Source organism: Paenibacillus sp. FSL R7-0340 (assembly GCF_038002205.1).
In the GTDB taxonomy this organism is placed as follows: Bacteria; Bacillota; Bacilli; order Paenibacillales; family Paenibacillaceae; genus Paenibacillus; species Paenibacillus polymyxa_B.
Map to the genome: position 1 here is coordinate 1,851,985 of NZ_JBBOBY010000001.1, position 20,905 is coordinate 1,872,889.

Here is a 20,905-nt window from a genome sequence, read left to right on the forward strand (position 1 = left end):
ATTTCATAGAAGCGAATATAATCACATCATTTTAGCGGATGTTTATATTAATTATGTATCTATTATTTTCTCATATAACAAGAAGGTATACTCAATTTAAAGCAATTCAAGTAGTTAAAGTTTAGCTGAGTTCCTTTGTATTATTAAGAAAATAATATTATAAAAGGGTATTATGTATGATTATTATAGACCCAATGACTTATTTTTTATTCCATCACCTGGAAAATCGGTCGGGAATCATATATATTGAATCATAAGAACTTTTTTGTACAAGGCATCGAGAATGCTAAGTGAAATTATAGATCAGAAATTGAAAAGATGATACAAACTGTCAAATATGTTGTTGGATGTATGTGTTAGATGTTCTTCTGGTACCGCGTTAAAGACGTAAAACAAATAATAGTAGTACTTAATTGAGATATAATATATAAACCAAAGAGGAGATTAGAGATATATGCAAGTTTCTCAGTTGAAAATATCTAATTTTAGAAGCTTCAATAAAGAGGAAACAGTTATAAATCTTAATAATTTGACAGCAATAATTGGAGCGAATAGTTGTGGGAAAACAGCTTTAATTCAAGGACTACTCAAATTATTTGGTGTTCAACCCCTGGATCGTACAATTGAAAGATCGGATTTCCATTTACCTATGGGTAAAAACCCCGAAGATTTAGAAGACGGGTCTGAATTATATATAGAAGCAAAAATTGAGTTTCCAGAATTACGTAATGAAGAAGAAGATTTGAATACGATACCTCAATTTTTTAAGCATATGGTTATTGACCAACCTAATGCATTACCCTACGTTAGGATTAGACTAATTGCTATCTGGAACTTGGCAAATACTCCAGAGGGTGTTGTTGAAGAAAAGCTATTCTATGTAACAGTTCCCGAGGGAAACAGTATCACAGAAGAAGACTTAAGACCTGTGCTTGCATATGAAAGAGCAGTTATTCAATTGGTTTATATACCTGCAATGAGAGACCCTTTAACTCAATTGAGAAATGTATCAGGAACTATTTTGTATCGTCTAATGACTAATATTAACTGGCCAAAGAATATTGATGAGCAAATAAAGCATAAAATGAAAGAAGTCGAAAAGAACCTATTTGATGAAATAGGAGGAGTAAGAAAAGTTAGAGGAATATTAAACAAAGAATGGGGGAACTATCATTGGGATGATAGGTATAGGAATGCAGAAATAGCTTTTAATAGCACGACACTATCATCTATTTTGAAAAGAATAGAAGTTCAGTTTTCACCAACATTGTTGCCTAACAACTACTCGGTTGAACAACTTGGTGATGGGCTACGTTCACTGTTTTATCTTTCTCTTGTTGCTTCATTACTAGAAATGGAGAACGAGATTAAAGCGGAGCATAAAGAAAGTAAAAAAGAACAATCAGAATATAATTTTAAAAAGATACCAACGGTATTTACAATTTTAGCAGTTGAAGAACCAGAAAATCATATAGCTCCTCATTTACTAGGTAAAGTAATGCAGAACCTTAGGGTAATTTCAACCAATGACAACGCTCAAGTATTAGTTTCATCACATAGCGAGTCAATAATAAAACAAGTAGATCCACTCGAAATAAGACACATACGGATAGGGGGATGTAATTCAAATAAACAAGGGGCAACCATAGTAAAAGAATTAGATTTTCCTAAAAAGTCAGATGAAGCATACAAATACATTAAGGAAGCAATAAAGGTTTACCCTGAATTATATTTTGCAAAACTAGTCATTTTAGGTGAGGGTGATAGTGAAGAGATTATTATACCTAAAATGCTAGAAGTATTTGGATTGAGTGAGGAGAAAAATGCTATTTCTGTAGTCCCGCTTGGTGGAGTCTATGTTAATCACATGTGGAGATTATTGAATGCTCTTGATATCCCCCATATAACACTGCTTGATCTAGACCGAGAAAGAAACTTGGGTGGTTGGACTAGAGTTAAATACGTTATTAACCAATTGCTGGTACATAAAGGGCATGTAATAAACAAGGAAAAACTTTTAGAATATAATGGAGGAGTTCTAAAGGATTCTGAATTAGTTGAGATGCATAAGTGGCCACTATTTGTCTATCGCATGCTGAGAACATGGACTTATGGAGGAGAAAATTAATGGGTGAAGAATATGGTATTCATTTTTCTTACCCTCTAGATATTGACTTTGTGATGCTGGAAGCATTCTCACAAGAATATATAGCACTATCAAAAACTTTACTTTTTGAAGAACAAGAAGAACAAGAACAAGAAGGTATTAGTGAAGCAATCAAAACAGCATTAAAAAGAAAAGTCGACGGTTATGGGGGAACTTATACTGAAGATCAAAAAAAATTAATGATACATTACAGCTCTTTGTTTCTGTCTAGAAGTAAACCGAGTACACATTTTTTAGCATTATCTGCAATCGGAGATGAGAAATTAAAGGAAAGATGCCCAGTCCAAATTCTTGAGCTAATAAATTCTATAAAAAGATTATTAGGGATAGAGTCAAAAAAAGAAGGTGATATCAATGAACACATTGTCATTAATTAATCCTGATATCTGGAAGGAGAAAGATGGTATATTACTTGAGAAAAATGCAATTGATACTGTAAAAAGTCTCACAAACAACATTGTAATCGCGGGTCCGGGGGCAGGAAAGACGGAGCTTCTGGCTCAGAAAGCTTGCTATTTGCTTGAGACAGGTAGTTGTAGTGCTCCCCAAAAAATATTAGCAATAAGTTTTAAAAAGGATTCGGCAGAAAATCTTACCAATAGGGTGGAGAAAAGATGCGAAAAAGAACTCTCTAGAAGGTTTGAATCTATGACATATGATACATTTGCAAAACGTATATTGGATCAGTTTAGATTAGGGTTAGACGAAAAGTATCGTCCTTCAAAAAATTATAAAGTTCTATTGAAAAATAGTGATTTAGCAGAGATTGCCGATAAATATATTCCTATTTGCTATCCTGATTATCCTAGTTGGCGATTAATAATTCGACGTAATGACGAGTTATCTAATTTATTGTGTAACAAAATTTTAGCATCTCAATCCTCTGATTATCAAGATAATATCCAAGAACTATTAAGTTCAGCAATGTGGAACATATTATTAAAAAAGGTTGAAAACGATGAAAGTGCGCTGACGTTTCCTATGATTTCTAAACTATCTGACTATTTGTTAAAAGAGAATCGGTATATTCGCAAAGCATTAAGATTGACCTATAGCCACGTTTTTTTGGATGAATTTCAGGATACAACAGACATTCAATATTCACTCTTGAAAACTTCATTTCTAGGTTCCAAAGCAATATTAACTGCTGTTGGCGACGAGAAACAACGTATTATGGTTTGGGCTAGAGCACTTAAGGGTGTTTTCAATGATTTTAAAAAAGATTTTCTAGCAGAGGAAAAGGAGCTATTTCTTAATCATCGATCTTCCCCGAAATTAGTGACTATTCAAAATATTATTTCTAAAAGTTTAGAGCAAGATTCTATTGAGATGAAACCTTCTGATAAATGGGAAGAATTGGATGGAACATGTGAAATATGGGCCTTTCAAAATTCTGAAGAAGAGGCAGCTTGTTTAGCTGGAGAAGTTGTTAAATGGATTAAAGAAGAGAGTATTGAACCAAGAGATATTTGTATTATTGTGAAACAACAAGAAGATATTTATGGTGAAGCCTTTAAGAGAATATTGGCAGAGCAAGGAATACAGGCTAGGGAAGAAAAAGAATACCAAGAACTATTGTCAGAAGATATTGTGCAATTTATTCTTAATATGATAATTCTGACGGCTACGAATAAAGCTCCCGAATCACGGAAAGTTGTAGTTGATTTCCTGTTTTATATAAATGGTTTCGATGAGAGTACTAAGTATGAATTATTATATAATTTGGAGGATGAATTAGGTATATTTATTGTGGATTTCAAAAAAAGATTAACAAATTGTTTAATTAATACAATTGATTTATCTTCTATAGAGTGCATAATATCTTTGATTATTGATTTTACTAATAAGAGGAAAATTAAAAAAAGTTTTCCTCAATATAGTAGAGGAAATTATTTAAATGAGGTAATTCAAAATCTTATAAAGAAAATAACGATAACCTTGCAATTAAGAAAAGATTGGAAATTGTGCATAGATGATATATATGGGGAATTCAGTATACCTATGATGACAATTCATAAAAGTAAAGGTCTGGAGTATGACACAGTTATATTTGTTGGATTAGAAGATGCTGCTTTTTGGAATTTTAATAATAATTCAGAGGAAGATAAACGTGCCTTTTTTGTTGCACTGTCAAGAGCAAAAAAGAGAGTTATATTTACTGCGAGCAAAATGAGAAAAATATTGAATAAAAAGAGAAATATAGAGGAACAAGAGCAAAGCGTACAAGGTATAACAATACTTTATAAAATATTAAAAGAAGCTGGTGTACCAATTATTCGTCCAGTAGTACAGAAACTTATTTAATTAAGCTCATTAAAGATAATCTTATTATTGTGATTTATAATTAAGAAGAAGCTTCATTATGATGTGAATTTGAGTAAAGTGGTAAAAAAAGAAAAGGAAATATTTATATTAATGTAATTCAAAATCATCGTCTATATCTGTACTTAAGACTCCATACCAGAGCTGGATATGACTTAAAGGTATCCCACAAAATGCTAGCTATACTTAAAGGTCGACCATGTGAGAGATTTTGCTTGTCATGTATTTTTTGAATGCTTTAAGTTACAAAACACTAAAAGAGGAGGGTCGTTTATAACTCTGACGGATTATTTCAAGGTGCTTAAGTGTACTTGACTTGACAAGTACACGTAAAAAGCTAGAAAGCAGGAAATCATGAATGTTAATAGAAGAGCTTTTAAACTATTATAAAAATAATGTTACAACCTATTCATTGGTATTTAGATATATGCGAATTACTTACACCATTAGCACAGGATTATTAGTCTTTTTAATTTTTTTTGCATATTTATCTCTTTTAGTGATGCCTACTGTATTAATAAATTATTATATCCTTTTGTACACTTTTATTGGATTTATAACCATATTATTTTCTTCAATTATAGCTTTATTTATAAACAACAAGAAAGCTCAGCGTATACTTTATAATCACTACAAAATTGAAGCAGCAAGTGGTATATGGCGTACAGAAGATTTTAATAATATGCAGTCGCAAATCCTGATTAATTATCTAAAAAGAAAGAATTTATACACTGCTGAAAAGCTTAAACTTTTAGTGAAACTTTTAGATAAGGAAATTGAGAGAAGTAAGAGCCCGTCTTTTTTAGCAACAGGCGCCTTCTTGGCCTTATTCGCGCCAATATGGTTGCAATATATTATAACTATTTTTAAAAAAATAGAAAAATGGGAATTTAGCGATGTCTCACTTTTTGTACTTATTTCGATTTCATCTATAATATTCATTGCTGTTTGTATTGGAACTTTTAAAAGGGTGTTACATATTGCTCAAGAATTTTTTATGATCGAAGTTAACATAAAGAAAAACTTTATTCTACACGTTGAAAATATACTATTAAGATTCAGCGAGGAAGAGCAGAATGAAATTAGTTTTTCTTTACAAAGAAGTAGAAAAGATAAAGTTTACTGAAATATGTTTTAGATATTTTCAATTCTATAATAACTATAAGTTTTGATTATAAGGTGGGGAATATGGATAAAACGGAATATATATTAAGATCCTTAAGCGGTGGGGAATTGCAGCGATTAGCCTGTGAACTTCTTCCTCGTATGAATCACGAATGGGGGGATCTTATTCATAATGGAATTGTAGAAGGTACAACTAAAACTAGAAAAGGGACACCTGATATGTGGAAAGAATCCAAAGAGGGTGTCCTAATTTATATTCAAGTGACCACCGATTCTAAGCCGGGGAAAATTTTAAAAGATATACACGCTAGTGTAAGTAAGCTTAAAGAGTAGGGCAGAATGGGTAATGCTCTCTGTATTGCTTTTGTCAATATGGAGCCTGATGCAAAAGAAATACAGATATGCTCTTCTTTATGTAATGACAATAAATTCGATTTTGAATTAATTAATAATAGCAAAATCACTAGAGCATTAGATCAAAGTCATAACCATGATTTGCGTGAAAAATTTTTGGGAATTCGTTCTGATTATCATATTCATATATCCACTATAATGACTAGAAAAAAGGATTTGTATATTCCATTAATAGAAGATGTTATTAAGTTAATAGAAAAATGTAAAAGGTCAGACCTGTTTTCAAAGTTAAATGATACGTTTATACAAGAAGTAATACAAAAGCAGTATAAGTATAGATTAGATGAGCAAATTTTAGTCTTTTTAAAGGAAATTGATAATAAAATAAAATTATTTAATCAAATAGACGCAATATATGTAGCGAAAAATCTTATCTTAAATTTGTTTCATAAAGGGTTTAAAGAATTGTATGGTGATATTATAGATGGTGAAATTCCTATTTATTTTGAGGGCGAATTAGTGGACTATGAAGATGTTTACCCTGAAGAATATGATAACATTAGACGAATTTCCAGTAATGATGATTTAGTTAAGAAAGCTATATGTGGAGAATATGAATACGTTGAATTTAATGGGGAATTATATAATCCAACTTTAGTAAAAATGTTTGAATTTGCTTTAGCTGAAAGGAACAAGTTCCACAGTGTTCAAAGAGTTCCTATTGTAGCTTGGAAAGGACCGCCTGAATTTTATATTGCTTCAATAGGGAATTTCTATAGTATGTACTCTGATGATGAAGACATAAAAAACAAAAAAAATATTTTAAAAGAGATAATTTCCCGGGCCGAGAATATGGAAATATGGAAAATACACTCGATCAAATTTTAAAAGAGATATTTGAGAAATTCGAAAAAATTTAAAGTATGAATTTCATACTAATTTATCGAGTATTAATTTTTCACTTCCGAAAATTTTATTTATATCTCTCATACTGAATTATTCCAGGTCACTACTCATGATTATTTCAATGTTACGTATCCACGTACCACATCCGTTATCATCCTTTGCTACACTTTGAATAAAAAGGAGCTGATAACTTGGATACCCAACCCATGATACTTAAGAGCGTGGAACATACAAACCCATCTGAAAATACGGCTGAGCAATACGAAAGTTTGGTACAGCAAGAAGACGAACACATAGAGAGACTTAAAACATGCACAAAGCTCATTTGGGATGCGCTAACTATTATTTCTCAAAAGGCAAGCATACTGCACATGGAAACCGTCAAAGAAGCAGCAGACCATCTTCATATCATGGAACTGGATTTACGAAGAGAACTGTTTAAAGTTCGTTTGAAAAAAAGTATTTTGGCAAATAAAATGAAGCGAATCCAAGCATAGCAGCGGAGGGGACGGAATCGTTCTGAAGAAGTGGAGCGTTCGCCTTTGAACCCGGATTTTTACCGTTAAAATATAATCACAAAAATCTGGGGGCAACAGCGATCGGAAGAATGATCCGTCTACGTAGCGGCCTCATATGCACGTACTTGCTCAATCCACCCAGTAATCAAAACGCCCAAATAACCCGACATGACCCTTCACGGTCTGATCGGGTTTTCTCATTTCAATCCCTTCATCCCCACCCATAAATTTTCACTCCCCTCGAAACCACTCGCCACCCAAATAGTTACACCCACTCCCAACATCATGTATAGTAAAGTTATGGGAAATAAACATGAACCCGCTTATTATCTTGAACGAATAACCGTACAATAAGAAACATGGCAAAAAAGAGGAGGAACGTGATGATACATCCAACACAGATTCAGGATATGCTGCAAGCCGCGCTGGAGACGGGCGGGGATTTTGCAGAGGTGTTCGTCGAGGACCGCACCAATGGACAACTGGGCATGACCGGGGGAGTCGTGGATACGGCGCTGTCAGGCCGGGATTTTGGGATTGGCATTCGGATCATGAAGGAGCATTTCTCGGTGTACGCCTACACCAGTGATATGAGCGAACAGAGCCTGATCCGACTGGCCAAATCGGCCGCCAAGGCCATTCGCGGAGGTGGAGTGCCAGGTACACACACCATTACACTCCATCCTCATGCTATCCCTAACCAACATCCGATTGCGATCATTCCTGACGCTTCACAGAAACGTGCCAAGATTGACATGATGAGACGGGCGCATGAGGCGGCAAGCCAATACGATCCTTCCATCACACAAACCTCCATTGGGATTAGCAACTCGATCCAGAACGTATTAATTGCCAATAGTAACGGGCTGCTGGTGGAGGATACCCGTACGTATACACGCATGAGAATAAGCGCGATTGCGACTGATGGGGAGCATAGACAATCTGGATTCCGTGGGCCGGGCGCGTATGCAGGGACTGAATTCTTGGAGAATCTGAATATCGAAGAAAATGCGAGACACGCCGCTCGTATTGCGACCACGATGGTCAAAGCGGGATATGCACCTAGCGGCAGATTACCCGTAGTGATTGAGAACGGCTTCGGCGGCGTCCTTTTTCACGAAGCATGTGGACACGGGTTGGAATCTACGGCGGTGGCTCATGGAACCTCCGTGTTTGCCAATAAGATCGGGCAGCAGGTGGCTTCACCGCTCGTCACGGCTATAGATGATGGAACGATTCAGAACGCGTGGGGCTCGCTCAATATCGATGATGAAGGAGCGCCGACACAGCGCAACGTACTGATCGAGAACGGCATTTTAAAAGGATATCTGATCGACCGCATGGGCTCGCGCCAGATGGGTGTACCTGCGACAGGGTCAGGACGAAGACAGTCCTATAAATTCGCGCCTGCTTCCCGTATGAACAATACGTTTATTGCGAATGGGGATTCGACCCGTGAAGAGATCATTGCCAATACGGAGTACGGAATCTATGCCAAATCGCTGGGCGGCGGTTCGGTGAATACCTCGACGAGCGAGTTTAATTTTGCAGTCGAAGAGGCATACATGATTCGCAACGGCAAAATTGCGGAGCCGGTTAAAGGCGCAACGTTGATCGGCAAAGGGATTGAAACCCTGCAAAATATTGATATGGTCGGCAACAATCTGGATCATGGTCAGGGGATGTGCGGCTCGGTCAGCGGAAGTCTTCCGGTCAACTGCGGACAGCCAACGATACGAGTGTCCGAGATGACCGTTGGCGGACGGAAGGGGGAATAGGCGATGAATATTCAGCAATTTCAGGAAGCGTTGTTCACAAAAGGTCGGGAAATCGGCTACGCGGATATGGAAATCTACTATGTCAATGGACGTTCTACTTCGGTAAAGGTACTGAAGGGAGAAATTGATCAATATACCATCGTCGAAAACGATGGGCTTTCCTTCCGGGGTGTCATTAACGGGAAAATGGGTTATGCCTCTACGGAGAAGGTGGAACCGGACGTGATCGACTTTTTATTGGAAGAGGCACGCAGCAACGCGGACATATTGGAGAGTGAGGAACAGGATGAGTTGTTCGCAGGCTCTGAGAGCTACCCTGAGCAGCCTGCCTATGCCGCAGCGTTGGCTGACACGGCTCCTGAGATTCTGATCGAAGCGGCGCTAGAAATGGAGCGCACAGCGCTTGCCGCAGATCCACGGATTGTGATGGCTCGGCATTGCTCGGTCAGCATTCGTGAAAATGAGGTTCTAATAGTAAATACAAAAGGACTGCACTGCCATCGTCGCAAAAGTCTGGCGAGCGCTTATGTGTATGTGATTGCAGCAGACCATGACGAGACGGTAACTGGGGGCTGGCATGATTATTCGCTGCGGAGTGTGGAGGAAATTGATATCGCGAATGTGGCGCATAAAGCCGTAAAAGAGGCTGTTTCCAAGCTGGGTGCGCACACGATCCAATCGGATAACTATCCAGTCATTTTCCGTCATGATGCAGCAGCGCAATTGCTGGCTGCGTATACGTCGGTATTTTCAGCGGAATCGGTGGATAAAGGCTTTTCGCGATTGGCTGGGAAACTGGGGCAAAAGGTGGCAAGCGAGCGCATTACGCTGATTGATGATCCGTTGATGGAGAACGTTCCCGCAGGCAGTACGTTTGATGCCGAAGGCAGCGCAACGCATCGTAATGAGATCATCAAGGACGGAGAACTACGGACGTATTTCCATAACCGCAAGACGGCTCGCAAGGCTGGGGTGGAAAGTACCTCTAATGCTTCCAAGGGAAGCTATAACGGTAAAATCGGTGTGTCGTATCATAATCTGTATGTGGAACCAGGGACGTCTACGTTGGAGGACATGATTCGCGAGACGGATCGTGGGTTGATGATCGTCGAGCTACAAGGGCTGCATGCGGGTACGAATACGGCGTCTGGTAATTTTTCGTTGGCTTGTCTGGGATACTGGATTGAACAGGGGCAAGTGGTCAGAGCAGTCAATCAGATCACTGTATCGGGCAACTTCTTTGATGTGTTGCAGCAGGTAGAGGAAGTTGGCAACGATTTGCGTTTTACGGGAAGCTGCACATCGCCTTCGCTCAAGCTGGCTGCACTCTCGATTTCAGGTTCCTAATGACTGGAGCAGCCTTCTTTTTTCAGACTCACGGCCTGTTCCTGACGTTCCAATTGTCTACTGATGGCAGATGCCTGATGCATCAGGGTATGGTAAAGTAGGAGAAAGTCTTTGAAATATGAAAAAAAGGCTTGGTTACAGCACCGCGACAGGGTATTATAGACAATAATATATTCGAAAAAAGGTTCGAATTGAATTTTTATTGGGGGATGTATATGAGATATATAAGCACTAGAGGTCGAGTAGAAGCCAAGGGATTTATTGATACCGTGCTCATGGGGTTAGCTGACGATGGAGGTCTGATGGTACCTGAGCAGATTCCGACTGTGTCGGCAGCTACGCTGGAGCAATGGGCAACATTGAGCTACAGAGAGCTGCTGCTGGAAGTTTTTGCGCTGTATATCAATGATGAGATTCCTCGTGAAGATTTGGAGCAGCTGGTCGAGCGCAGTTATGCGAGCTTCCGTCACCCGGAAGTCACGCCAGTGAAGAAGATCAACGATTCCCTGTCTATTTTGGAGCTGTTCCACGGGCCTACGTTTGCGTTCAAGGATGTGGCCCTGCAATTTATGGGTGAGTTTTATTCCTACGTGTCCAAAAAGCAGAATGAGATCATTCACATTTTGGGTGCAACCTCGGGCGATACTGGGGCGGCAGCGATTCAGGGCGTGCGTGGCAAGGAAGGCATTAAAATCTGTATTTTGCACCCACACCAAAAGGTGAGCAAGGTACAAGAGCTGCAAATGACGACGGTAGACGATGAAAATGTATTGAATCTGTCCGTAAAAGGGAACTTTGACGATTGTCAGAAGGTCATTAAGGACCTGTTTGCCGATCTGGATTTCAAAGCTAAACATCATTTGCGGGCGATTAACTCGATTAACTTTGTGCGCATTTTGGCGCAAACCGTATATTACTTCTATGCTTATTTCCGGGCGCAGGAGTCAGCGGGTACGAAAAAAATCAATATCAGTGTGCCATCTGGCAACTTCGGCAATATTTTTTCCGGTTTTCTTGCCAAGAAAATGGGCCTGCCGATCCATAAGCTGATCATTGCAACCAATGAAAATAATATTTTGGAGCGCTTCGTGAAGACAGGTGAATACAAGCCAGGTGACTTCAAAAGCACATACAGTCCTTCGATGGACATTCAGGTGGCGAGCAATTTCGAAAGATATCTGTATTACTTCCTTGGAGAAGATGCAGCCAAGGTATCTGAATACATGAATAACCTCAAAACCGAGGGACGGATTGTGATCAGTGCAGAGGATTTAAAACGGGTACAGCAGGATTTTGAAGCGCTCGGTGCTTCGAATGAGCAGTGTCTGGAGCTAATCAAGAAATACAAGGCCGAATACGATTATTTGCTCGACCCGCATACGGCTTGCGGTATTGCCGCGTATGAGGCGTATAATGGCGCGGACGAAGTATGTGTAACCTTTGCGACAGCGCATCCGGCCAAATTTGATGAAGCCATTCGTCTGGTGGACATCAAGCAGGAGTTCCCAGCGCAAATTGAACAATTGTTCTCCAAATCGCAGCATCAGCAGGTGGTAGAGCATGACGAGGCAGAAATTGTGCGTCAGCTTGAAGCCTTTTATGTGTAAAAGAATGGGAAAAGAGGCTACGCCCTGCGCGCAGCCTCTTTTTCTTATTTCCATATTCCAGACATAATGTATGTTTTAGTTTCAATTTGTTCACATTATAATGCCATGTAGGGTAAGGTGTTAGGGCCTTAGAAATCGTGAAAAAAGCCCGTGAATCAAGGGATTTAGCTTTAGGAAACTAACAGACAATGAGAGGTTCATAGAGTTATTTAATGAAGGATACAAAAATTTTTTATAGGCGAATTAGATGTATTATTATAAAAAATCATGTATAGTTAACTAAATTTTATGAATACATAAAGTTCCACTCTCGAAGGTGCAGAATAACGTCGTTCCGTCATTTAACAGAGGGGCTAATTATAAAAGGGGTGTATTAAATAATGACCATGATCCGTCCAGAGCAGAGTCAACAAGCAGCAGCCGAATATGTGCAGTCCGTTTTTGAGAAGGTTATCGCGCGCAATCCTCATGAGAATGAATTCCATCAGGCCGTCAAGGAAATATTGGATTCGCTAATTCCGGTATTGGCTAAGCACCCTAAGTATATGCAGCAGGGGCTTCTGGAACGGCTAGTGGAGCCGGAGCGAGTCATTACCTTCCGTGTACCTTGGGTGGATGATGCGGGGGTTGTACAGGTCAACCGTGGCTTCCGTGTGCAGTTTAACAGTGCGATAGGGCCTTATAAAGGTGGACTTCGCTTCCATCCGTCTGTATATCTGGGAATCGTCAAGTTTTTGGGTTTTGAGCAGATTTTCAAAAATGCATTGACGGGTCTTCCCATCGGTGGTGGTAAAGGCGGCTCGGATTTTGATCCCAAAGGGAAATCAGATAACGAAGTGATGCGTTTTACACAAAGCTTCATGACTGAGTTGTATAAATATATTGGTCCAGATGCCGACGTTCCGGCTGGGGATATTGGAGTAGGTGGCCGCGAGATCGGGTACATGTTCGGACAGTACAAGCGGATTCGCGGAGGACATGAAGGTGGCGTCCTGACGGGTAAAGGGATTCATTACGGAGGCAGTCTCACACGTACGGAAGCGACCGGCTACGGTTGTGTATATTTTGTAAACGAGATGTTGCAGGCGCAGGGATCGTCCTTTGAAGGAAAACGCGTCGTCGTGTCAGGCTCGGGGAACGTATCCATTTATGCGATTGAAAAAGCACAGCAGCTCGGTGCTACAGTCGTGGCATGTAGTGACTCGAATGGCTACATCTATGATCCAGACGGTATCGATCTGAAGCTGGTGAAGCAGCTGAAAGAAGTGAACCGTCTGCGGATTAGCGAGTATACTCAAGAGCGTCCAGGCGCAATCTATACAGAAGGCTGTTCGGGGATCTGGTCGATCCCATGCGACATCGCACTGCCATGCGCCACACAGAATGAAATTGACGAGCAAGCAGCCCAGCTGCTGGTAAGTAATGGCGTAAAAGCTATAGGCGAAGGTGCCAATATGCCATCCTCGCTACAGGCCATTGAAGTGTTTTTGGGCAATGGAGTTCTGTTTGGACCAGCGAAAGCTGCCAATGCAGGCGGAGTAGCGGTCTCGGCGCTTGAAATGTCGCAGAACAGCATGCGTCTGTCATGGACCTTTGAGGAAGTGGATGCCAAGCTGCATGATATTATGAAAAATATCTATGCTAACAGCGTGAAGGCGGCTGAGGAATACGGCGTGCCGGGCAATCTGGTTGTCGGAGCCAATATCGCAGGATTTGTGCGTGTGGCCGACGCAATGCTGTCCCACGGGATTATTTAGCACAACGGAACATAATAAAGTTAAATTGAAGCTGAGCGGCTCTTGTGCGAGTCGCTCAGCTTTTATTTGCAAAGAGCACTTTATTTTTCTCAGGGACTTGATTTATTTTTAAGGAGGATGTATATTACTTGATAGATCAATGGTTGATGGATCAAAGGTTCTATCACGAAGCCCAGCGATATGCTTAAGGGAGGAGAGATTGATATCACCCAGACACCATCCGAGCCTGAGTATATTTTTGACATGCTGTTGTTGCTGAACAAGCAGATTAGCTCTAAGTTTGAGCGTTGTGCAGGAGTCAGCGCATCCAGATTGCAGCTATTGTGCAAGTTGTATCAAGTGGAGGAGATTAGTCAAACTCTGCTGCAAAAAGAGGTTGGCATTGACGCTGCAGCCGTAACGCGCCATTTGAAGCAGCTTGAAGCGATAGCGATGGTCACACGACGAACCAAGCCGGAGGACAACAGAGTTACGCTGGTTAGCCTGACCGATTATGGGCGTGAACGTATTGTTACTTTTAAACAGGAACGCTCACAGTTTGTGACCCGGTTGCTCCAAAGTTTCGACGAGACCCAGCGGCACCAGCTAGCCGATATGCTGCAAGTTATGAATGGTCATATGTCCGATATGGACTGACCCCAATTACATTATACCCATAGGGGAAACAAGGAGGAATTTACATGCCAGTAATTACTATTGAAGCAGGCAAATTAAATAAAGAACAAAAAAGATCGTTGGTCACTGAACTTACCACATCAGCTTCAACCATAATGAATGTACCCGAGTCGGCTTTTATTGTTTTGATTAAGGAAAGCGAAAAAGAAAACATTGGTTTGGGAGGAAAATTATTATCTGATCGCTAATGTCAGAAGATGAAGTGGGTTCATTCATTTTTAAGGTAAGGAGCCATTTCTGTAATGAATTAATTTGAGATTTGAACAAAAAAAGCGCCTCCTGTATGCACGGGTACAGAACTGGCAGGATCGCTTTTTTCCAGAGTACACGCAGGTATTTAAAGACTGGGAAGGGAAAGCTTCGCGCATTACCTTGCAGGAGTTTCCAACGCCAGGTGAGATCGTAGAATTAGGTGCAGAAGCCATCGTCCAGCGCTGGAAGAAAGACGTGAAGCGAGCCGTAGGGACGAAACGAGCCCGGCAACTGGTGGAAACGGCGAGAAGTTCCATCGGTCTGACCGAAGGACTTCCAGCAGCAAAAATAGAGATTAAAACACTTCTGGAACAGTACGACATGTTCGCCAGACAGCCCGAAGAGATTCTAGCCGAGGTGGAACGTCTACTCCCTCAAATCCCAGGAACGAAAGAGATGCTTACTGTGCCAGGCGTGGCTGTGGTCACCTTGGCGGGGTTCCTGGCGGAAGTGGGGGATCTAAGGGGTTACGAGCATGGACAGCAGATTATACGGCTGGCCGGACTGAATCTCAAAGAGAACAGCTCGGGGAAGAAAAAAGGAAAATCCAGTATAACCAAACGAGGACGCGCGAGGCTAAGAGCGCTACTGTTTCGGGCCGTGGTGCTCATGGTGGCGAAGAATGCGGAGTTTAAGGCACTGCACCAATACTTTACCAAAAGAAGCCAGAATCCACTGAAGAAAAAGCAATCGATTGTAGCGTTGTGCGTGAAGCTGATTCGCGTTCTTCACACGCTCGGCACCAAGCAAGTTCGGTACGATGCAAACGACGTTTTAGGGCCAGTACGTGAGGCCCAGTTACAGAAGACAGCTTAAGAAAAAACGGATTCATGTTTCTCATCGGACAGGAATAAGCAGAGACAAAGGAAGCACGGAGCAGCCGCAGGAATCATTTCCATAAGGGAAACGACCCCGCGTGATATGGGAGGGTAAGCCGTCAAGAGTCAGGAGTGGATATCCAAGGTGCGATCATAGAAGTCGATCCATAGATTGGGAAAAATGTCTCAACCTCTATCCTGCCACCGGCTCTTACGGAAAATAATGACATCCTTACATCACTTCTCCAGTGCTCGATATATCAATGGCTGAAAACCGAAGAATGAGTGAGAAAACATGAGAAAATATTAATTTATAGTGGGAGAGATTGGAATGAATAATATGAACACATCCAATATTGTCAAAACAAATGATTTTAAAGAAATTGCACTGGGTCGCCGTTCTGTCAAAGTATACGATCCGTCCGTAAAGATTAGCCGCGAGGAAATGACAGAGATTTTGACAGAAGCTACACGCGCACCATCTTCCATTAACCTGCAACCTTGGCGTTTCCTCGTCATTGACAGCCCTGAAGGTAAAGCCACACTGGCACCATTGGCCCGTTTCAACCAACGTCAAGTAGAAACATCTTCGGCAGTGATCGCTGTATTTGGGGATTTGAATAACTTTGATAATTTCGAACAAATTTTCGGAGAAGCTGTAGAACTGGGCTATATGCCAAAAGACATTAAAGAAATGCAACAGGAAAAAGTGGCAGCTCATTTTGCAGCGCTTGATCCAGTTGTGAACAAAGAAACAGTCCTGATTGACGGTGGTTTGGTATCCATGCAGCTTATGCTGGTAGCGCGCGCTCATGGTTATGATACTAACGCTATTGGCGGTTTTGAAAAGGATCAAATTGCTGAAACCTTTGGTCTGGAAAAAGATCGTTATGTCCCTGTTATGCTCATTTCCATGGGTAAAGGTATCAACGATGGTCATCCGTCCACACGATTGCCTATTGATCAAATTGCACAGTGGAAATAAGGGAAACGAACTAATATCTATGCGCAAAATAAAAAACAGGCGGACAAAGGAAATCCTTTGCTTCGCCTGTTTTTTTATTTGCTTAGATGCAACGTAGATCGCGGGTGCTTATCACGTTGTCAGTCTTTCAGTTATCATTTCACGGTATTCGCTCCCGACGTTTCTGCCGAGTCAGCGGTGTCATTTTGAGGATGATGATAGTGCTTGGGCCATATAATTTGGTGTGAAGTATGGCTAAGCTCCTCATAAAATAACGGGTCTTTCTTAAATAGGCGTATGACCAGATGGAAAAAGAACCATCCGTTGATCACTAACAGCAAAAGGCTAATCAGAACACTTAGCCAAGGGGACACTTGAGACCATAGGACAGGCCCACCCAGTACGTAATTAAGTCCAAAATACACCCAGTACAAGAGACTGTAACGCTTTATGAGCTCCCATAGGGAAATCCGTTGTCCTGTCCCTGTAAGATGAATACGCACCAGCCATTTCCCTGGCGTTCGTCCATTCGTTAGGTAAGGAACCACCATAAAGTATACCCCACTGGAAACCCAGAAAGCAGCAGGCACATGCAGAGACTCCATGATTCCGAGTAGCCCGGTCCATATGATAGAATCCACGAAAAAGGCTACGCCCCGTCGGGTATAGGACACTCGCTTCGTTGCCATGTCCACATGCTTGTCCAGATGTTCCAAGCGGGGCAGGAAGCGTGAAAACCATTCGCCTAATAGAAAGCCTAGCATACCACCCAATGTATTAGCCATTAGATCGTCTACATCAAACACGCGATACGCATGGTCAAAAAATCCATACAGTCCTGTCAGCTGCGTCACCTCAAAGAAGAGGGAGAGGATAAAGGACAGAATCAGACACCATCCCCATCGTGCACGGAAATAATAACGTAAGAACATACCGAAAGGAACGGTCATCACAACGTTAAAAACGACTTGCAGAAAAGCGCGCTCCTTCAGCAAATGAACATAGCTGGAGGGATGGGCGGGTGAGATGGATGTTTCTCTTATAATGTCATGAACGAACTGCAAGGGCATCAACTGCAACGCTCCCCCGGCTAATGCAGCATTATGACGCGATGCCGGAAGTGGGAGTATGACCAGAAAGAAGGCGTTCATTAAGTATAACAGCATCAAGTAAAGCAGCCATGCTCTAGCCTTGTGAATATAGCCATGCCTTCGATATTGCACGATTAGGAAAGGCAATGTGAACAATAACGCAGCAAAAGGAAACGCAAGAAAGGCATACGAAACAGGAAACAGGTAAGATTGAATCATGTGCTGCTTACGCCTGCTTTCTCCGGAACTTCACCAAAGACCAGATGACCAGAAATGCCATGAAAGCCACGCACACGCTAATGCTAATGCGATTTTGCGGGTCAAGCAAGAATAGAAACGCAATGACCCATAGGCATCCCACTGTAACCGCCGTTACATAAGGGAATCCCCATATCTTGAAAGTAGGCTCCACTGGATAAGATTTGCGCAATTTCAATTGGGACAGACAAATGCAGCTCCAGACGAGCAACACGACGAAGCCAGGTACAGCCATCAAAATACGGAACAGCCCGTCCTGAGCGACATAAGCAACCATGGAACCGACAATCAGGACTACAGCACACAATTTGAGACTATTTACCGGAACCCCGTTTGAAGATAAGCGGGCGAGTGATTTGGGACCTTCTCCATTGATAGCCAGCGAATGCAGCATACGTGTAGCCCCGTAAATTCCCGAATTGGCGGCAGACAGTACAGCAGTGATCAGAATAAAGTTCATAACATGAGCCGAGCCTTGAAGCCCTACAGAAGACAATACCTGTACAAACGGGCTGGTATTCGCATCCAGTTGGTTCCATGGAATCAAGCCACAAATGATGAGAATGGGCAACGTATAGAACAAAACAACGCGAAGAATAAAGCTTTTAACCACTCTAGGCAGTACCTTTTCCGGATTTTCTGTCTCCGTCAACGTCAGTCCAATCAGCTCGGACCCTCCGTATGAAAAGGTAACGACCAGCAGCGCTGAAAAGATAGCTAACCAGCCATTAGGTAGAAATCCGCCGTGCTGCGCGTAGTTGCTTAGATAAGGTGGAGTTTCAGTGGGAATAATCCCGAATAGTATACAGCCACCCAAGGCGATGAAGATAATAATCATGGCAATCTTAATACCCGCAAGCCAAAATTCCAGCTCCCCAAAACCGCCGACACTCAGCATGTTGACGACAATAATGAAAGCCGCACTCACTAAACTGAGTACCCATAGAGGAACATCTGGCAACCAATATTGCAGGAAGCTCCCCGCAGCAATGACCTCAATGATACAGACGGCCAGCCACATAAAGCAATACAACCAGCCGATAATAAAGGACAGACGTTCTCCAAAAGCTTTGCGAATAAAATCCTTCATATTCAAGTTGGGGTAGACGGTAGCCATCTCGGCAATTGCGCCCATAACGACTAAGAGCAAGAGTCCTGCGAAGACATAGGATAAAATAACTCCAGGTCCCGCCAAGCTAATCGTTTCGGTACTTCCTTTAAAAATTCCCGTTCCGATAACTCCACCCATAGCCATAAAGGTAATGTGCCGTGGGAGCAGCTTTTTGTGCAAAGTTGCTTCATTTGATTTCAATATGAAATCCTCCTTCATATAGTGTATAGCTTCAGCATGGCCCAAACAGGGTTACTTCAATTAGACTTATACTACATGAAAATATCCAATTAGGAAATGAAATAAATAGGATCTGGTAGGGAGATTGAAATCGCTAGAGGACAAACTGAAGAAAACCGAGGAAAACAGAGGCAAAATGCTGGCGCTGATGATTGCTCTATCTGCGGTCATTCTGCCTTTATTGTTCTGCTCGGCGGATATTTAAGTGATCATGTAGGAGTATCGCATTGCGGTGAAGGATTAGCTCCGCAATATTCCTTTAGCCCGCACTTGCTTGAGCCAACCAGGAAACTCATTCAGCAGACGGTCGTACAATTCTGCGTCTGTCACGGACTCAATGTCATCCAAGGCAAAGAAATCTGCATTATCCACTACGCGACCGCGCAGATTATCCAACTTTTGAAGGACTCCGAAATCAGCATTACCAAGACCAACAAATTGCCAGAAAATAGGAGTTTTCGAGTACTTGATCAGCAATTTTGATATTTTTTTCGTTTCATATACGCCACCGTCACTGAAAAAGATAATGTAGGTCGGGATTGTTTCATTGGGTACCTCTTTTGTATATTTTAAAATAATATCCTCTATTACTTCAGGCTCATTGTTACCAAATCCTATATTTCCGTATCCGATTTCTGGGAAATTTCGTTTTACGTAATTCTCGTAATCCCGTTCCGTGACGCTTGGAGCACGTTTGGCTTTGTCCGCAAAAAACCATACATCCATTTCACCATCGTCATCCATGCAGGCCGATACAGCCAGAACACGTTCGAAGGCTTTTTGCACGGTTCCCTTAGAGTACAGTTTCGCCATGGAAGCAGAAGCATCTAATACAACCGCTACTCGTGCTTTTTCACGGTCTATCTGCTTCTTTTGGAGTGAAATTTGTACCTTCTGTTTAAGCAGATTAATCCTTCCATTCACAGGAGAAGGCTCCTTCACGCCGGCTTTATCCGCTGACGGTGCTGCTGGTGATTCCGTTTCCTCTACGGTGACACCATGAGCTTCGGCGAGCGGCTTTAGTCCTCCATTGAAACCACGCCCAACTGCGCGAAGCTTGAAGCCAGACGTATGGCGGTATATTTCAGCGAATACGAGTGACGTTTCTTTGGTGGCTTCGGTGATACTGTAGGTGATATGGGATTGCTTGCCTTGAGCAGTAAGTGAGCAGCCGACCACATCGGCAAAAGTACCCGGGCCGTCCAGTGTGGCCGCAAACACACATTTTTCCACTCCGGTTCGTTCCAGTTCCTGGAGCGCTACAGTAAACTCAGTGGTTCTGTCATTTGGACGCTGTAACCGTACATGGCCGTGCGGGTCAGCGGGTTGATTGTAAAAAATGAAATAGTCATCTGAGGAAACCTTTCCGTCTGCTCCTACCATAAAACAGCTAACATCCAGTTCGGCAGGTGCATGCTTCCATGTAATGGTGACCCGCACCGTATCTTCCTTACCGAATGGTGCATTAGCTCCTGTACTCAATGCAATGTTGGGACCGCTCATGCTGTCAAACCCCCTATGTATTTTAAATCTTGTATTTATACAAATTGTACCATGGAAATGGTATATTCACCTTGTTTCGTGCAGGAATATTTGTCTCATGGTAGACGCAGTA

17 protein-coding genes and 1 pseudogene are annotated in these 20,905 nt (G+C 41.7%); 15 read left to right on the forward strand and 3 right to left on the reverse strand.

The features are described from left to right. Positions 1 to 454 precede the first annotated feature (454 nt). From MKX59_RS08260 to MKX59_RS08330, 15 genes and pseudogenes are all read left to right on the forward strand, one after another. On the forward strand, positions 455 to 2,128 hold the full coding sequence (locus MKX59_RS08260) for an ATP-dependent nuclease (protein ID WP_340858138.1): 1,674 nt from the start codon (positions 455 to 457) through the stop codon (positions 2,126 to 2,128). Next, complete coding sequence (locus tag MKX59_RS08265) at positions 2,128 to 2,544, forward strand: hypothetical protein (protein WP_340858140.1); 417 nt, start codon at positions 2,128 to 2,130, stop codon at positions 2,542 to 2,544. The genes MKX59_RS08260 and MKX59_RS08265 overlap by 1 nt, the downstream gene beginning before the upstream one ends. After that, entirely contained in the window at positions 2,522 to 4,471 is a 1,950-nt protein-coding gene (locus MKX59_RS08270; RefSeq protein ID WP_340858143.1) for an ATP-dependent helicase, read from the forward strand. Before MKX59_RS08265 ends, MKX59_RS08270 begins: the two co-directional genes overlap by 23 nt. A 376-nt stretch (positions 4,472 to 4,847) precedes the next feature. Further along, positions 4,848 to 5,615, forward strand: coding sequence for a hypothetical protein (locus tag MKX59_RS08275; RefSeq protein ID WP_068942109.1), 768 nt, complete (start codon positions 4,848 to 4,850; stop codon positions 5,613 to 5,615). Between the two features lie 62 nt (positions 5,616 to 5,677). Next, a complete protein-coding gene (locus MKX59_RS08280; protein WP_103744722.1) occupies positions 5,678 to 5,947 on the forward strand; it encodes a hypothetical protein in 270 nt (89 codons plus the stop codon). Between the two features lie 6 nt (positions 5,948 to 5,953). Then, complete coding sequence (locus tag MKX59_RS08285) at positions 5,954 to 6,856, forward strand: hypothetical protein (protein ID WP_340858146.1); 903 nt, start codon at positions 5,954 to 5,956, stop codon at positions 6,854 to 6,856. A gap of 209 nt (positions 6,857 to 7,065) precedes the next feature. After that, positions 7,066 to 7,371, forward strand: a complete 306-nt coding sequence (locus tag MKX59_RS08290; protein ID WP_175405293.1) for a hypothetical protein — start codon at positions 7,066 to 7,068, stop codon at positions 7,369 to 7,371. Between the two features lie 404 nt (positions 7,372 to 7,775). After that, positions 7,776 to 9,170 carry a TldD/PmbA family protein gene (locus tag MKX59_RS08295; RefSeq protein ID WP_340858149.1) on the forward strand — a complete coding sequence of 465 codons (1,395 nt, stop codon included), beginning with the start codon at positions 7,776 to 7,778 and terminating at the stop codon, positions 9,168 to 9,170. A 3-nt stretch (positions 9,171 to 9,173) separates the two neighbouring features. Next, on the forward strand, positions 9,174 to 10,517 hold the full coding sequence (locus MKX59_RS08300) for a TldD/PmbA family protein (protein ID WP_023989750.1): 1,344 nt from the start codon (positions 9,174 to 9,176) through the stop codon (positions 10,515 to 10,517). 215 nt (positions 10,518 to 10,732) lie between these two features. After that, complete coding sequence (thrC, locus tag MKX59_RS08305) at positions 10,733 to 12,124, forward strand: threonine synthase (RefSeq protein ID WP_025718158.1); 1,392 nt, start codon at positions 10,733 to 10,735, stop codon at positions 12,122 to 12,124. Positions 12,125 to 12,504: 380 nt separating this feature from the next. Then, complete coding sequence (gene gdhA, locus MKX59_RS08310; RefSeq protein WP_028542240.1) at positions 12,505 to 13,881, forward strand: NADP-specific glutamate dehydrogenase; 1,377 nt, start codon at positions 12,505 to 12,507, stop codon at positions 13,879 to 13,881. Between the two features lie 243 nt (positions 13,882 to 14,124). Beyond that, positions 14,125 to 14,517, forward strand: coding sequence for a MarR family winged helix-turn-helix transcriptional regulator (locus tag MKX59_RS08315; protein WP_028542241.1), 393 nt, complete (start codon positions 14,125 to 14,127; stop codon positions 14,515 to 14,517). A gap of 44 nt (positions 14,518 to 14,561) precedes the next feature. After that, on the forward strand, positions 14,562 to 14,744 hold the full coding sequence (gene dmpI, locus MKX59_RS08320) for a 4-oxalocrotonate tautomerase DmpI (protein ID WP_023989746.1): 183 nt from the start codon (positions 14,562 to 14,564) through the stop codon (positions 14,742 to 14,744). Positions 14,745 to 14,844: 100 nt separating this feature from the next. Then, positions 14,845 to 15,624: pseudogene (locus tag MKX59_RS08325) on the forward strand (transposase); the annotation flags it as partial. A 333-nt stretch (positions 15,625 to 15,957) separates the two neighbouring features. After that, on the forward strand, positions 15,958 to 16,611 hold the full coding sequence (locus MKX59_RS08330; protein ID WP_340858155.1) for a nitroreductase family protein: 654 nt from the start codon (positions 15,958 to 15,960) through the stop codon (positions 16,609 to 16,611). A gap of 134 nt (positions 16,612 to 16,745) precedes the next feature. Here MKX59_RS08330 and MKX59_RS08335 read toward each other — a convergent pair whose 3' ends face one another. The 3 genes from MKX59_RS08335 to MKX59_RS08345 form a co-directional block, all read right to left on the reverse strand. After that, positions 16,746 to 17,900 carry a VanZ family protein gene (locus tag MKX59_RS08335; protein ID WP_340858158.1) on the reverse strand — a complete coding sequence of 385 codons (1,155 nt, stop codon included), beginning with the start codon at positions 17,898 to 17,900 and terminating at the stop codon, positions 16,746 to 16,748. 7 nt (positions 17,901 to 17,907) lie between these two features. After that, positions 17,908 to 19,251: an amino acid permease gene (locus MKX59_RS08340; RefSeq protein WP_338532716.1), complete on the reverse strand. Its 1,344-nt coding sequence runs from the start codon at positions 19,249 to 19,251 to the stop codon at positions 17,908 to 17,910. A 279-nt stretch (positions 19,252 to 19,530) separates the two neighbouring features. Beyond that, positions 19,531 to 20,793 (reverse strand): VWA domain-containing protein, encoded by a 1,263-nt coding sequence (locus tag MKX59_RS08345; protein ID WP_028542244.1) that lies wholly within the window; start codon positions 20,791 to 20,793, stop codon positions 19,531 to 19,533. Positions 20,794 to 20,905: the final 112 nt, after the last annotated feature.

Excerpts from the sequence above, each read along its gene's own strand:
- MKX59_RS08260 (WP_340858138.1), top strand. The coding sequence starts at position 455 with ATGCAAGTTTCTCAGTTGAAAATATCTAATTTTAGAAGCTTCAATAAA.
- MKX59_RS08265 (WP_340858140.1), top strand. The coding sequence starts at position 2,128 with ATGGGTGAAGAATATGGTATTCATTTTTCTTACCCTCTAGATATTGAC.
- MKX59_RS08270 (WP_340858143.1), top strand. The coding sequence starts at position 2,522 with ATGAACACATTGTCATTAATTAATCCTGATATCTGGAAGGAGAAAGAT.
- MKX59_RS08275 (WP_068942109.1), top strand. The coding sequence starts at position 4,848 with ATGTTAATAGAAGAGCTTTTAAACTATTATAAAAATAATGTTACAACC.
- MKX59_RS08280 (WP_103744722.1), top strand. The coding sequence starts at position 5,678 with ATGGATAAAACGGAATATATATTAAGATCCTTAAGCGGTGGGGAATTG.
- MKX59_RS08285 (WP_340858146.1), top strand. The coding sequence starts at position 5,954 with ATGGGTAATGCTCTCTGTATTGCTTTTGTCAATATGGAGCCTGATGCA.
- MKX59_RS08295 (WP_340858149.1), top strand. The coding sequence starts at position 7,776 with ATGATACATCCAACACAGATTCAGGATATGCTGCAAGCCGCGCTGGAG.
- MKX59_RS08300 (WP_023989750.1), top strand. The coding sequence starts at position 9,174 with ATGAATATTCAGCAATTTCAGGAAGCGTTGTTCACAAAAGGTCGGGAA.
- thrC (WP_025718158.1), top strand. The coding sequence starts at position 10,733 with ATGAGATATATAAGCACTAGAGGTCGAGTAGAAGCCAAGGGATTTATT.
- gdhA (WP_028542240.1), top strand. The coding sequence starts at position 12,505 with ATGACCATGATCCGTCCAGAGCAGAGTCAACAAGCAGCAGCCGAATAT.
- MKX59_RS08315 (WP_028542241.1), top strand. The coding sequence starts at position 14,125 with ATGCTGTTGTTGCTGAACAAGCAGATTAGCTCTAAGTTTGAGCGTTGT.
- dmpI (WP_023989746.1), top strand. The coding sequence starts at position 14,562 with ATGCCAGTAATTACTATTGAAGCAGGCAAATTAAATAAAGAACAAAAA.
- MKX59_RS08330 (WP_340858155.1), top strand. The coding sequence starts at position 15,958 with ATGAATAATATGAACACATCCAATATTGTCAAAACAAATGATTTTAAA.
- MKX59_RS08335 (WP_340858158.1), bottom strand. The coding sequence starts at position 17,900 with ATGATTCAATCTTACCTGTTTCCTGTTTCGTATGCCTTTCTTGCGTTT.
- MKX59_RS08345 (WP_028542244.1), bottom strand. The coding sequence starts at position 20,793 with ATGAGCGGTCCCAACATTGCATTGAGTACAGGAGCTAATGCACCATTC.